Below are 12,884 nucleotides of genomic sequence, written 5' to 3' on the forward strand. Positions count from 1 at the left end.
CGCGACGATCAGGCCACGCGGCACCGGAAATCTCAGCTCAGTGGCCGAAAGCCGCGCAGCCGCAGGCTGTTGCCGACCACGAAGACGGACGAGAAGGCCATGGCCGCACCGGCGAGCATCGGGTTCAGGAGCCCGGCGGCGGCGAGCGGCAGCGCGGCGACGTTGTAGGCGAAGGCCCAGAAGAGGTTGGACCGGATCGTGCCGAGGGTCTTCCGGGCAAGGCGGATGGCGTCGGCCGCGGCCCGCAGGTCACCCCGTACCAGGGTCAGGTCACCCGCCTCGATGGCCGCGTCAGTGCCCGTGCCCATGGCGAGCCCCAGGTCGGCCTGCGCGAGGGCCGCCGCGTCGTTGACGCCGTCGCCGACCATGGCGACCGAACGCCCCGCTGCCTGGAGCCTCTTGACCACGTCGACCTTGTCCTGCGGAAGCACCTCGGCGATGACGTGCTCGGGTGCGATGCCGACCTCGGCGGCGACGGACTCGGCGACGGCGCGGTTGTCACCGGTGAGCAGCATCGGCGTGAGCCCGAGCGCGCGCAGCCGCCGGATCGCCTCGGGGCTGGTCTCCTTGACGGCGTCGGCGACTTCGAGCACGGCCCGCGCCTCGCCGTCCCAGGCGACGGCGACGGCGGTGCGCCCGGCGGCCTCGGCGGTGTCCTTGGCCCGCTTCAGCTCCTCGGGCAGCGGGATGGCCCACTCCGCGAGCAACTGCTCCCGCCCCACGAGCACCGCGTGCCCCTCGACGATCCCCTGCACCCCGAGCCCCGCCACGTTCGCGAAGTCCGCCGGTGTCGGCAGCGTCCCGACCCGCTCGGCGGCGCCCGCGGCGACGGCCTGGGCGATGGGGTGCTCGGAGGAGTGCTCCAGGGCCCCGGCGAGCCGCAGCACCTCGTCCACCTCGGCGGACTCCTCCACCCCGGCATCGGTGGCGCCGCCTGCCACCCGGGTGGCGAGCAGCGTCATCCGTCCCGTGGTCACCGTGCCGGTCTTGTCGAGCACGATGGTGTCGACGCGCCGCGTGGTCTCCAGGACCTCGGGGCCCTTGATGAGGATGCCGAGCTGGGCGCCGCGCCCGGTGCCGACCATGAGCGCGGTGGGCGTGGCGAGGCCGAGGGCGCACGGGCAGGCGATGATCAGGACGGCGACGGCGGCGGTGAAGGCGGCCGTGAGGCCCGCGCCGTTGCCGAGCCAGAAGCCGAGGGTGGCGATCGCGAGGGCGATGACGACCGGCACGAAGACGCCGGAGACGCGGTCGGCGAGTCGCTGGGCGGCGGCCTTGCCGTTCTGCGCGTCCTCGACGAGCCGCGCCATCCGGGCGAGTTGGGTGTCGGAGCCGACGCGGGTCGCCTCCACGACGAGCCGGCCGCCGACGTTCAGGGTGGCGCCGGTGACCGCGTCGCCCACGGCGACCTCCACGGGCACGGACTCGCCGGTGAGCATCGACGCGTCGACGGCGGATGCGCCTTCGAGCACCCGCCCGTCGGTGGCGATCTTCTCGCCGGGCCGCACCAGGAACCGGTCGCCGCTCCTCAGCTCCCCGACCGGCACGGTCTCCTCGCGCCCGCCCCGGAGCACGGTCACGTCCTTCGCGCCCAGTTCGAGCAGCGCCTTCAGGGCCGCGCCCGCCTTCCGCTTGGAGCGGGCCTCGAAGTACCGCCCGGCGAGGATGAAAGCGGTGACGCCCGCGGCGGCCTCCAGATAGATATTCCCGGCGCCGTCGCTGCGCTCGATGGTCAGCTCGAAGGGGTGCGTCATGCCGGGCGTGCCCGCCGAGCCGAGGAACAGCGCCCACAGCGACCACAGGAACGCCGCCGACGTGCCGACCGATATCAGCGTGTCCATGGTGGCAGCGCCGTGCCGGGCGTTGGTGACGGCCGCCTTGTGGAAGGGCCAGGCCGCGTAGGTCACGACCGGGGCCGCGAGGGTCAGGGACAGCCACTGCCAGTACGCGAACTGGAGGGCGGGGATCATCGCCATCGCGATGACGGGCACGGAGAGCACGACGGCGGTGATCAGCCGCTCGCGCAGCGGCCGCAGCCCGGCGTCCCCCTCGGCGCCCTCGTCCCCCTCGTCACGGCCGCCACCTCCCCCGTCGTCGGCCGCCCGGGGCGGGGCGGGTTCCCGGGCGGTGTACCCGGTGGCCTCGACGGTGGCGATGAGGTCGGCGACCGCGACGTCCGTGCCGTCGAAGCTGACCTTGGCCTTCTCGGTGGCGTAGTTGACGGTCGCCGCGACGCCGTCCATGCGGTTGAGCTTCTTCTCGATACGGGCCGCGCACGAGGCGCAGGTCATACCGCCGATGGCGAGTTCCACCTGCGTGGTGTGCGGGGTCTGCGTGGAGGTCATGTCAGCCGCTCCTCATGCCCGGCATACCCGGGCCCGGTATCGCCTACGAGATCCATGTGTACCCCCAGGGGGTATCAAGACGCAAGCGTTCCCACCGCTTGACTTAATACCCCAGGGGGGTATGGTCGGGACCCATGAGGACCGGATTGAGGATCACCGCGTACACGGCCGCCGTCGCGGCGGCGTTCACCGCCGCGTACGGCGTGGGCACGAGCGTCGACAGCGTGAGCACCCCGGCGGCGCACAGCGAGAAGAGCGGCCACGGCGAAAGCGGCCACGAGGACTCAGGAGCCGGTACCAGGACGACGACGTCCACCCCGGCAGGCCTCCAGACAGCCTCCGACGGCTACGCCCTGGACCTCAGGACCAGGCGCACGGAGGCGGGCAAGCGCACGGGCCTGCGCTTCACCATCACCGAGGAGTCCTCGGGCGCGCCCCTGAAGTCGTACGCGAAGGAGCACGGCAAGGAGCTGCACCTGATCGTCGCCTCACGCGACCTGACGACGTACCGTCATCTGCACCCGGTGCGCGCCGCGGACGGCACCTGGTCGGTCCCGGCGACGCTGCCGAAGGCCGGGGACCACCGCGTGTTCGCGGACTTCAGGCCCGCCGGCGCCGAGAAGAAGGTGACGCTGGGCACGGACCTCGCCGTCACCGGCGCCTACGCCCCGGCGGACCTGCCGCCCGCGCGGGCCACCGCGAAGGCGGGCGACGGCTACGAGGTGCGCCTGACCGGCACCCCGGCCCCCGGCAAGCCCCGCGAGCTGGCGCTGCGCGTCCTGCGCGACGGCAAGCCGGTCACCGACCTCCAGCCCTACCTGGGCGCCTACGGCCACCTGGTCGCCCTGCGCGCGGGCGACCTCGCGTACCTCCACGTCCACCCGAACGGGGAGCCCGGCGACGGCAGCACGGAGCCCGGCCCCGCGGTCTCCTTCACGACGACGGCGCCGAGCGCGGGCACCTACCGCCTGTTCCTGGACTTCCGCCACGAGGGAAAGGTCCGCACGGCGGCGTTCACGGTGCACACGGCGCACACCCACTGAGCGGATACCCGGCGCGGGTCGGATGGCTCACGAGAAGATCGACAGCTCCTCCGGCGTGGCGCCCGCCAGCTCGAACGCCGAGTCCGTGAGGGGGCGGCCCGCGTACAGCCGGACCAGCGTCGACGCGTCCCCGATGAACCGGGCGGGCGGCCTGCTGCCGTCGTTGACGCCGAGGATCAGCGGCTCGTCGAACCCGTCGAGGTCGGCGTGCAGGGGCAGCGCCGCACGCTGCTTGCTGAACGCGGCGAGCAGCGGCAACGCGTCACCGAGCCCGTCGCCCCCGTACGCGCCCGGCAGTCCCCAGGCGTCCCGTACGTCACCGGCGTGCACCCACTCGCCGAGCGCCACCCCGTCGAGGAGCCCCTTGGAGGCGGCGATGGGACCGCCCGCGTGGGTCATGCCGTGCTCCAGTTCGTCCACGATCCGGGAGTTCGGCCAGTCGGCCCGGTCGGCGATGTCACGGTCGTTGCCCGCCGCGGTGAAGGCACCGTCCTCGAACCGGCTCTCTATCACCCGGTCGAGCACCGCCGAGCAGTGCGCGAGCACATCGCGCACCGTCCACCCCGGGCAGCAGGTGGGCGCGGCGAACGCCGCGTCGCCGGCGGAACGGAGCAGCGGGATCAGCGCGACGCACTCGGTGCGCAACAACCGTCCCGGACGATCGGATTCGTACGTTCCGTCGGGGGAGATCACGTCGTACGTCATGGCGGCCAGCCAAGCGCCCACCGCCCGGAATGGCAACGTCCGCGCAGCAATTGCCCAGGTGCAGTCCACACCGGCGAAGTATTCAGCCCGTCCGGCGTTTGAGGACGAGGCGCGCAGCGCCGACAAGAGCTGGGGTCCAGGGGGCGCAGCGCCCCTGGTTACGGTGAAGGGGCGGGCCCGGGGCGCCCCGCGAAGGCCTAGGGTCACCCCATGCCCGACGACGACACCGCCCCCGCCCCCCTCACGGAACCCGACAGAGCAGCCCTCCGCCAGGCCTGGCGGGAAGCCCTCGTCGGGGCCCGGGGGACCCCCACGGGCCCCGACCCCGACCCGTACGCCGACAATCTCCTGACCCGCTGGTCCGAACCTCACCGCCGCTACCACACCCTCACCCACCTCGAAGCCGTCCTCGCCCACCTGGACACCCTCCAGGACCACCCGGAGCACCCGCACGTGGTGCGCCTCGCGGCCTGGTTCCACGACGCCGTCCATGCCCCCGACCGCTCGGAGAACGAGGAGCGCAGCGCCCGCCTCGCGGAACGCGCCCTCCCCGAGGCGGGCCTGTCCCGGGAGGCCACCGCGGACGTGGCCCGCCTGGTCCGCCTCACGGTCACCCACGACCCGGCCGACGGCGACCGCGACGGCGAGGCCCTGTGCGACGCGGACCTCGCGATCCTCGCCGCGGCCCCGGACGCGTACGCCGCGTACGCCGCCGCGGTCCGCGAGGAGTACGCCTTCGTGCCCGACGAGGCGTTCCGCGCGGGCCGCGCGGACGTCCTGCGTCAACTCCTCGCCCTGCCCCGCCTGTTCCGCACCCCGTACGGGGCCGCCCACTGGGAGGCCGCCGCCAGGGAAAACCTCACGACGGAGCTGGAACTGCTCACGTAGCCTCACCGCATGCTCTTCAACGGCGGGGACCTGATCGACGAGGCGACGGCGCACGCGGTCGCCGCGCTGCGCGCGGTGGCGACGGACGCGTACGACTGGACGACGCCCGCGGGCGGCCTGGAGTGGAGCTGCCTGGACACGGCCGAGCACATCGTGAGCGACTTCACCGCGTACGCGGCGCAGCTCACGGGCCGCACGGCGGGCACCGGCACCTACGTCCCGATGGAGATCCGCCTGGACGCGGGCACCGGCGCGGACGGCGCGGTGCGCTGCGTCGAGGCGAGCGCGGGCCTGCTCGCGGCGGTCGTGCGGACGACACCGCCGGGCGTGCGCGGCTGGCATCCGTTCCCGTACGGCAGCGCGGACGCGGCGGGCTTCGCCGCGATGGGCGTCGTCGAGCTGGTCCTGCACACGTACGACATCCTGCGCGCCTTCGCCGTGCCGTACGAGCCCCCGGCCGGGCTGCCCGCGGCCGTCCTCGCCCGCCAGTTCCCGCACGTGCCGCCGGCCCGGGACGGCGAGGACCCCTGGCGGGTGCTGCTGTGGGCGACGGGCCGCGCCGACCGCGCGGGCCACCCCCGCAAGGACCGCTGGCGCTGGCACAACCCGATCCAGGTGCCCGCGGGCCCCGTCGAGCTGATCGAGGTGTCCCCGGACGCCGCCGCCGACCTGGCCGCGGGCGGCACGGGCGGCAGCCACTGGACCGAGGGCGGCCCGTTCGAGGGCACGCGCGGAGCGGCGGGGCGCACGGCGAGGGCGTACGCCGCCGGGACGCACCGCCCCGAGTGGGGCATGTTCACCGTCGTGCGCGTCGCGGACCGGCGCGCGGTGGGCGCCATGGGCTTCCACGGCGTGCCCGACGACGAGGGCTGGGCGGAGGTCGGTTACGACCTGGTCCCCGAGGCCCGCGGCAACGGCTACGCCACCGAGGCCCTGCGCGCCCTCACGGCCTGGGCCCTGGACCACCCCGACCACACCGCCGTCAGCGGCCTACGCGCCCTCACCGACCGCGACAACACCGCGTCCCACGCGGTCCTGACCCGAGCGGGCTTCACCCGCGCGGCGGACCGCGACGACAGCCATACCTTCGAGTACGCACGCACGCGCGCATGATCTGTGGGCCCGGCTGGGGGCTATTCACAGCCCGTCCGGCGTTTGAGGACGAGGCGCGCAGCGCCGATGAGGCTGGGGTCCAGGGGGCGCAGCGCCCCTGGTCACGGTGAAGGGGCGGGCCCGGGGCGCCCCGCGCGGGCCTACCGCCCCGCACCCTTCCGCCGCCGCAGCCCCGCCCCCAGCAGCACCCGCACCAACTCCCGGGAGGGCACCTCCACGGCCCCCGCCCGCACGGCGTCCCCGTACCGGTGCGAGGGAAGGTCGTAGTGGTCGCGCTCGAAGGCACGCTCGGGCACCCCGATACGCGCCGCGAAGGCGTGCAGTTCGTCGTACGAGAGGTCGCTGACGAGGTGGGACCAGAACCGCCCGTGACCGGGCCAGGTGGGCGGATCGATATAAACCGTCACCGGCCCACCCCACCGAGCGACCCCACAGCCGCGACCACGACCCCCGCCTTCCCGCACACCCAGTGCGGATCGGCCCCCAACTCCGGCTCCACGTCGAGCGCGTGCGGATCCCCGGAGCCGCACACGGGGCACAGCGGCCACCGCCCGTACCGCTCCAGGAGGGCGTCCTGCACGTCCTGGGCGACGAGCCCGGCGACGTACTCGGCGCCCTCGGGCCACTGCTCGACCCACCAGCGCCGCTGCGCCACGGAGTCCTCGACGAAGGAGACGACGTCGGGCTCGGCCACCTCGTCCGCGACCAGGTCGGCGAGGACCAGCGCGCGGGCGGCGTGCAGCGCCCGCTCCAGCGGGCCCACGGGGACGGAGGATGCGGAGGAGTCCATACAGCCATTGTGCGCCCGAAGCCTTGACCACCCCGCACCCCGAAAATATCTTTCACATGTGACCCAAGACGTGAAGGAAATTTTCGCGGGCGGCGCACCTCCGGCACCGGCCGCCCTCGCGGCCAAGGTGCGCACCCTCGCCCCGTCGATGACCCGGTCCATGCAGCGGGTCGCCGAGGCCGTCGCGGGCGACCCGGCGGGCTGCGCCGCGCTCACGGTCACCGGCCTCGCGGAGCTGACCGGCACCAGCGAGGCCACGGTGGTCCGCACCGCCCGCCTCCTCGGCTACCCCGGCTACCGCGACCTGCGCCTCGCCCTCGCGGGCCTCGCCGCCCAGCAGCAGTCGGGCCGCGCGCCCGCCGTCACCGCCGACATCGCCGTCGACGACCCCATCGCGGACGTCGTGGCGAAACTCGCGTACGACGAGCAGCAGACCCTCGCCGACACGGCGGCGGCCCTCGACACGGTGCAGCTCGGCGCGGCCGTCGCCGCGCTCGCCACGGCCCGCCGCGTGGAGGTGTACGGCGTCGCCGCGTCCGGCCTCGTCGCCCAGGACCTCGCCCAGAAGCTCCTGCGCATCGGCCACGTCGCGCACGCCCACTCCGACCCGCACCTCGCCGTCACCAACGCGGTGACGCTCCGCGCGAAGGACGTGGCGATCGCCATCACCCACTCCGGGTCCACCGGCGACGTCATCGAGCCGCTGCGCGTCGCCTTCGAGCACGGGGCGACGACGATCGCGATCACCGGGCGTCCCGACGGCCTGGTGTCCCAGTACGCCGATCACATACTGACCACCTCCACCGCCCGCGAGAGCGAGCTGCGGCCCGCCGCGATGTCCTCACGGACCAGTCAGCTGCTCGTCGTGGACTGCCTGTTCGTGGGGGTGGCGCAGCGTACGTACGAGACGGCGGCGCCCGCGCTCGCCGCTTCGTACGAGGCCCTTGCGCACCGCCACAACCCTGGCGCGGGCGCCGGCAGTCGTTGAAGTCCCGCCCAGCCGGGGTGGCCGTCGATCGGCCTTCGGCCTCGTCCTCGAACGCCGGACGGGCTGATTCCCCCTTTCCCGACCTTGTGAAAGAGCCGCACCCCATGACCTCCACCACCGATGGATACGGTGAACTCCGGGCCCAGTTGGAGTCCCTCACCACCGAGGCGTTCCGGCCCGAGCTGTCCGAGATCGACCGGCTGCCGACGTCGGAGATCGCGCGGATCATGAACGGCGAGGACGCCAGTGTCCCGGCCGCCGTCGCCGCGCAGCTGCCGCGCATCGCCGCCGCCATCGACGCCACCGCCGAGCGCATGGCCCGCGGCGGCCGGCTGATCTACGCGGGCGCCGGGACGGCGGGCAGGCTCGGTGTGCTCGACGCCTCCGAGTGCCCGCCGACGTTCAACACCGACCCGGACGACGTCGTCGGTCTCATCGCGGGCGGGCCGACGGCGATGGTGACGGCGGTCGAGGGCGCCGAGGACCGCAAGGACCTGGCCGCGCAGGACCTCGACGCGCTCACCCTGACCGCCGACGACACGGTGGTCGGCATCTCCGCGTCCGGCCGTACGCCCTACGCCGTCGGCGCGGTGGAGCACGCCCGCGCCCGCGGCGCCCTGACGATCGGCCTGTCCTGCAACGCGGACAGCGCCCTCGCCGACGCCGCCGAGCACGGCATCGAGGTCGTCGTCGGACCCGAACTCCTCACCGGCTCCACCCGGCTGAAGGCGGGCACGGCCCAGAAGCTCGTCCTGAACATGCTGTCGACGATCACGATGATCCGGCTCGGCAAGACGTACGGGAACCTCATGGTCGACGTGCGCGCCTCCAACGAGAAGCTGCGCGCCCGCTCCCGCCGCATCGTCGCCCTCGCCACCGGCGCGGGCGACGCGGAGATCGAGGCCGCGCTCGCCGCCACCGACGGCGAGGTGAAGAACGCGATCCTCACCCTCCTGGGATCGGTCGACGGCCCCACGGCGGCCCGCCTGCTCACCGAGTCCGACGGTCATCTGCGCGCGGCCCTGGAGAACTCCCGTACCGAGTAGGGCGCGCTCTGGTCACCCGGTCACCCGGTCACCCGGTCACCCGGTCACCCGGCCCAGCGTCCCGTGGTGAACGCCAGGGCGAACACCGTGGTCAGCGGCGCGAGCACGCCCACGAGGACATGGGTGAGCCAGGCGCGCCGCAGCGACCAGACGGCGAGGAGCGTCCACAGCGGCCACCACAGGAGAGTGGCGCGGGGCAGCGACATGTACCAGTACGAGGTGCCGAGCGCCCACAGGCTCAGGGCGATGTAGGTCGCCTCGGGCCAGCGGCGGCGGCGCAGGAGGACCGCGAGGAGGGCGAGGCCGACGACCATCGCGACGAGTTCGGCCGCGAACATCAGGGCGTACCCGGTGCGGTAGTCGCCGTCGAAGGCGGCCCGCCAGGTGTTCGCCCACGCCTCCCACGGCGCGTGGAACTCCCGGTTCCAGCCGCGTTCCTGCGCGTGCTTCCACGCCATCCAGTCACCGGTGAGGTGGTGCAGGTACCAGGTGTACGCGAGGGCGGGGAGCGCGGGCAGGGCGAGCCACGGCAGCGGGCGCCGGCGCCGACCCGCCGGGCGGGCGCCGAGGCTCACCACGAACTGCACGGCCAGGGCGGCGGCGAGGAAGAGGCCGCTGACGCGGACGGCGGTGGCGGCCGTGGTGAGCAGCGCGGCGAGCGCCCAGCGTCCACGCAGCGCGGCCAGCCAGGCGGGCAGGGCGAGCGCGAGGAACAGGGACTCGGTGTATCCCGCGGCGAGGAAGACCGCGCACGGCGAAAGCAGCACGAGCAGCACCGCGCGCTGCCCGCCCGCCGCGCCCGCCCCACCGGTGGCCGCCGCGATCCGGGCCAGCGCGAGCACGGCGACGGCCCCGCTCACCAGGGATATCAGCAGCCCCGCCACACCCCAGTGCGGCACCACCGTGTGCACCGCCCGCAGCAGCAGCGGGAAGCCCGGGAAGAAGGCCTCCTCGTTGGTGAACCCCGGCGCGGCGTCGGAGGCACGGCTGTAGCCGTGCTCCGCTATGTGCTGGAAGTGCACCCAGTCCCACTGCTCCCAGACGCTGAGCACAGGCGCACCGTGCCGGGCCTGCGGGTCGCGCGGAAAGAGCTGCGCCCCGCAGTAGGCGGTGAGCCACAGCCCGGCCCGGGTGAGCAGATAGACGAGCAGCACGTCCCGGTCACCGGCCCCGAGCCGCACCCGCTGCCACCGGGAGGCGCCCCTGAGGGCGACCGGTACCGGGGCCGGTGGCGGGGCCGGGGCCGGTGCCGGTCGGGGAAGGGCTGTGGGCATGGGGGATCTCCGTTTCGGGGCACGGGGTTTTCAGCTCGTCCGGCAGATGGGGTTTTCAGCCCGTCCGGCGTTTGAGGACGAGGCGCGGAGCGCCGATGAGGGGGGTCCGGGGGCGCAGCCCCCGAAGTGCGGCGCGCTACCCGGGGGGCGCCCCCGACGAGGACACCGGCCCCTCAGTGGGCGACTCCGTCCCGGCGGGCGGATACGTACGCACCGGCGCGGAGCCGGACGCGTCAAGGGTGGGCGGCGGCGCCCCGGTCCCGGAGGCGGACGGCACCGTGGTGGGCCCCGGCGAGTCACCGGAGGACGGCGCGGGCACAGGCGCGGGCCCGTCCGTACGCCCGGCGGGCCGCACCCGCTCCTCGCCCTGGTCGGCAACCCCGACAACCCCGACCAGCACCCCGCTCACCCCGCCGAAGACGACGACCGCGGCGGCCGCGAGCACGGCGAAGCGCCGCCGCCGCATACGGTCACCGCGCCCGGTGATCTCCATGGCGGGCGCGGGGGCGGCGAGCCCCTGCCCCTGGCCCGCGAGGTCCCTGAGCGCGGCGGCCAGGGTGATGTCGTCGTCGGGGTGGGCCCCTGAGCCGTGGTGGGCCCCGGGACCGGAGTGGGCGCCATGACCGGGGTGGGCCCCGGGACCGGGGTGCCCGTGGCGCGGCTGCTCAGCCACCGTGCGCCTCCTGCGTGTGGGAGTCCCGCAGCCGGGGCGCGAGCGCGGCCCTGCCTCGGGAGAGATGGGTCTTGACCGTGCCGGTGGACAGGCCCGTCTCGTGGGCGATCTGCTCGACGGACAGATCGCACACGTAGCGCAGGGCCACGGTCCTGCGCTGCTGCGGGGAGAGTTCCTTGAGCGCCTCGACCAGGACGACCGCGCCGGGGTCGGGCGCGTCGGCGGCACCGGGGCCGCCGTGCCGCTGCCAGGCCCGTTCGGCCCGGAACAGACCCTGCTTGCGGCGCAGCGCGAGCCGCCAGGCCACGGTCCGCACATAGGCCTCGGGCGCGGCCTCGCGCCTGAGCCGCCCACGCCTGCTCCAGGCCTTGACGAACGCCTCCTGCACGACGTCCTGCGCCTCGTGCAGATCGCCGAGCATCACATAGAGCTGTCCGGTGAGCCGTCTGACCGCGTGGGCGTAGAACTCCTCGAATTCCTCAGCGGTCAATGACGTGCTCCCCATCTGGTCGGTACACCTTCTCTAGCCCCGCGCCCTCCGATCCGGTTGACACCTGTCCGAAGATTCTTTCGGACGAGGAAACGTGAGTGGGTGGGCGGTCCGTGAAGAACGGTCCCGCCCACCCACTCATGTCTGCTCCGCGCCCGCGGCCCCCCTCTCCCCCGGGAGGCTCAGCTCAGCGTGGACAGCGCCTTCGGGTCGTACGCCGACAGCTCGTCGAAGGACCCGCCGATGACCTTCGCCGCCCACCGCGGGTCCGCCAGGAGGGCGCGGCCGACGGCGACGAGGTCGAACTCGTCGCGCTCCAGGCGGTCCAGGAGGTTGTCGAGGCCCTGGACGGGAGCGCCCTCGCCCTGGAAGCCGCGGATGAAGTCGCCGTCGAGGCCGACCGAGCCGACGGTGACGACCGGCTTGCCGGTGAGCTTCTTCGTCCAGCCCGCCAGGTTCAGGTCGGAGCCGTCGAACTCGGGCAGCCAGTAGCGGCGCGTGGAGGCGTGGAAGGCGTCCACGCCGGCCGCGGCGAGCGGCGAGAGGAGGGCGTCCAGCTCCGCCGGGGTGTCGGCGAGCCGGGCGTCGTAGGCGTCGGCCTTCCACTGCGAGTAGCGCAGGACGACCGGGAAGTCGGGGGCGACGGCCTCGCGGACCGCGGCGACGATCTCCGCCGCGAACCGCGTACGGGCCACCGGGTCGCCGCCGTACGCGTCCGTGCGGCGGTTGGTGCCCGCCCACAGGAACTGGTCGAGCAAGTAGCCGTGCGCGCCGTGCAGTTCGACGCCGTCGAAGCCGATGCGCTCGGCGGCGGCAGCGGCCTCGGCGAACGCCCCGATCACGGCGTCGAGGTCGGCGCGCGTCATCGCCCTGCCGGTGCCCTCGGTGCCGTCGAGGCGCAGCCCGGAGGGGCCGAGGGCGGGGGCGTCCGGGAACGGGGGCTGACCGGCGCTGCGCACCATGCCGATGTGCCACAGCTGCGGCATGATCTTCCCGCCCGCCGCGTGCACGGCGTCCACGACCTTCGCCCAGCCCGCGAGCTGCTCCGCGCCGTGGAAGCGCGGGACACGGTCGCTCTCGCCCGCCGACTCGTGGCCCACGTACGTGCCTTCGGTGACGATGAGGCCGACCTGTGCGGCGGCCCGCCGTGCGTAGTACGCGGCGACGTCCTCGCCCGGCACGCCGCCGGGGGAGAACTGCCGGGTCATCGGCGCCATCACGATCCGGTTCGGGACGGTGAGCCCGCCGAGAGTGAAGGGCCGGGACAGGATCGCGGCGGCGCGGTCGACGGCGGCGGTGGTCACGGGTGACATGAGGCTCCCCAAGGAGATCGGTCGACGGAACGGAGGCATCCTCCGCATCCGTCAACAGCCCACTGGACCACCGCATTCCGCCTGCGGCGCACCCAGCGGGAAAGCGTCCGCGCGCCCGGCGGGAGAACGTCCGCGCACGCCGAAGGGGCGGCACCCCCCGCAGGGAGGGCACCGCCCCTTCGTACGACTGGGAACAGCCGATCGACCACAGGGGCC

Annotated in this window: 13 protein-coding genes; 5 read left to right on the forward strand and 8 right to left on the reverse strand. The window is 74.2% G+C overall.

Annotated features, from left to right (window positions below; genetic code table 11):
- Positions 1–32 precede the first annotated feature (32 nt).
- A complete protein-coding gene (locus GPA10_RS24590; protein WP_157167418.1) occupies positions 33–2,345 on the reverse strand; it encodes a heavy metal translocating P-type ATPase in 2,313 nt (770 codons plus the stop codon).
- Between the two features lie 134 nt (positions 2,346–2,479).
- Between GPA10_RS24590 and GPA10_RS24595 the strand changes: the two genes are divergently transcribed.
- The gene (locus tag GPA10_RS24595; protein ID WP_157167419.1) at positions 2,480–3,388 is read left to right on the forward strand and encodes a hypothetical protein; all 909 of its coding nucleotides are present in this window, start codon (positions 2,480–2,482) and stop codon (positions 3,386–3,388) included.
- Between the two features lie 27 nt (positions 3,389–3,415).
- Here GPA10_RS24595 and GPA10_RS24600 read toward each other — a convergent pair whose 3' ends face one another.
- Complete coding sequence (locus tag GPA10_RS24600; RefSeq protein ID WP_058846271.1) at positions 3,416–4,093, reverse strand: maleylpyruvate isomerase family mycothiol-dependent enzyme; 678 nt, start codon at positions 4,091–4,093, stop codon at positions 3,416–3,418.
- Between the two features lie 210 nt (positions 4,094–4,303).
- On the opposite strand from GPA10_RS24600, the gene GPA10_RS24605 reads away from it, so the two are divergent.
- Positions 4,304–4,981 (forward strand): HD domain-containing protein, encoded by a 678-nt coding sequence (locus tag GPA10_RS24605; protein ID WP_157167420.1) that lies wholly within the window; start codon positions 4,304–4,306, stop codon positions 4,979–4,981.
- A 9-nt stretch (positions 4,982–4,990) separates the two neighbouring features.
- Positions 4,991–6,094: a GNAT family N-acetyltransferase gene (locus GPA10_RS24610; protein ID WP_157167421.1), complete on the forward strand. Its 1,104-nt coding sequence runs from the start codon at positions 4,991–4,993 to the stop codon at positions 6,092–6,094.
- A gap of 140 nt (positions 6,095–6,234) precedes the next feature.
- Here the strand turns inward: GPA10_RS24610 and GPA10_RS24615 are convergent, their stop codons facing one another.
- On the reverse strand, positions 6,235–6,501 hold the full coding sequence (locus tag GPA10_RS24615) for a DUF4031 domain-containing protein (RefSeq protein WP_343041289.1): 267 nt from the start codon (positions 6,499–6,501) through the stop codon (positions 6,235–6,237).
- Positions 6,498–6,884 (reverse strand): hypothetical protein, encoded by a 387-nt coding sequence (locus GPA10_RS24620; protein ID WP_058846274.1) that lies wholly within the window; start codon positions 6,882–6,884, stop codon positions 6,498–6,500. Before GPA10_RS24620 ends, GPA10_RS24615 begins: the two co-directional genes overlap by 4 nt.
- 58 nt (positions 6,885–6,942) lie before the next feature.
- Between GPA10_RS24620 and GPA10_RS24625 the strand changes: the two genes are divergently transcribed.
- Entirely contained in the window at positions 6,943–7,872 is a 930-nt protein-coding gene (locus tag GPA10_RS24625; RefSeq protein ID WP_079085990.1) for a MurR/RpiR family transcriptional regulator, read from the forward strand.
- Positions 7,873–7,976: 104 nt separating this feature from the next.
- Positions 7,977–8,918: an N-acetylmuramic acid 6-phosphate etherase gene (gene murQ, locus GPA10_RS24630; protein ID WP_058846276.1), complete on the forward strand. Its 942-nt coding sequence runs from the start codon at positions 7,977–7,979 to the stop codon at positions 8,916–8,918.
- A 44-nt stretch (positions 8,919–8,962) separates the two neighbouring features.
- Here the strand turns inward: murQ and GPA10_RS24635 are convergent, their stop codons facing one another.
- The 4 genes from GPA10_RS24635 to GPA10_RS24650 all read right to left on the reverse strand — a co-directional run bounded on the left by GPA10_RS24635 (position 8,963) and on the right by GPA10_RS24650 (position 12,668).
- Positions 8,963–10,192 carry a mannosyltransferase family protein gene (locus GPA10_RS24635; protein WP_157167423.1) on the reverse strand — a complete coding sequence of 410 codons (1,230 nt, stop codon included), beginning with the start codon at positions 10,190–10,192 and terminating at the stop codon, positions 8,963–8,965.
- A 136-nt stretch (positions 10,193–10,328) separates the two neighbouring features.
- Entirely contained in the window at positions 10,329–10,865 is a 537-nt protein-coding gene (locus GPA10_RS24640) for a hypothetical protein (protein ID WP_157167424.1), read from the reverse strand.
- Positions 10,858–11,355, reverse strand: a complete 498-nt coding sequence (locus GPA10_RS24645; protein ID WP_058846279.1) for a SigE family RNA polymerase sigma factor — start codon at positions 11,353–11,355, stop codon at positions 10,858–10,860. The genes GPA10_RS24640 and GPA10_RS24645 overlap by 8 nt, the downstream gene beginning before the upstream one ends.
- A 182-nt stretch (positions 11,356–11,537) precedes the next feature.
- Entirely contained in the window at positions 11,538–12,668 is a 1,131-nt protein-coding gene (locus GPA10_RS24650; RefSeq protein WP_058846280.1) for an NADH:flavin oxidoreductase, read from the reverse strand.
- Positions 12,669–12,884: the final 216 nt, after the last annotated feature.

Origin of the sequence: Streptomyces typhae (genome assembly GCF_009755605.1) — a bacterium.
GTDB lineage: Bacteria > Actinomycetota > Actinomycetes > Streptomycetales > Streptomycetaceae > Streptomyces > Streptomyces typhae.

Coding starts and splice junctions, on each gene's coding strand:
- GPA10_RS24650 (WP_058846280.1), bottom strand. CDS start 12,668: ATGTCACCCGTGACCACCGCCGCCGTCGACCGCGCCGCCGCGATCCTG.
- GPA10_RS24605 (WP_157167420.1), top strand. CDS start 4,304: ATGCCCGACGACGACACCGCCCCCGCCCCCCTCACGGAACCCGACAGA.
- GPA10_RS24595 (WP_157167419.1), top strand. CDS start 2,480: ATGAGGACCGGATTGAGGATCACCGCGTACACGGCCGCCGTCGCGGCG.
- GPA10_RS24610 (WP_157167421.1), top strand. CDS start 4,991: ATGCTCTTCAACGGCGGGGACCTGATCGACGAGGCGACGGCGCACGCG.
- GPA10_RS24600 (WP_058846271.1), bottom strand. CDS start 4,093: ATGACGTACGACGTGATCTCCCCCGACGGAACGTACGAATCCGATCGT.
- GPA10_RS24590 (WP_157167418.1), bottom strand. CDS start 2,345: ATGACCTCCACGCAGACCCCGCACACCACGCAGGTGGAACTCGCCATC.
- GPA10_RS24635 (WP_157167423.1), bottom strand. CDS start 10,192: ATGCCCACAGCCCTTCCCCGACCGGCACCGGCCCCGGCCCCGCCACCG.
- murQ (WP_058846276.1), top strand. CDS start 7,977: ATGACCTCCACCACCGATGGATACGGTGAACTCCGGGCCCAGTTGGAG.
- GPA10_RS24620 (WP_058846274.1), bottom strand. CDS start 6,884: ATGGACTCCTCCGCATCCTCCGTCCCCGTGGGCCCGCTGGAGCGGGCG.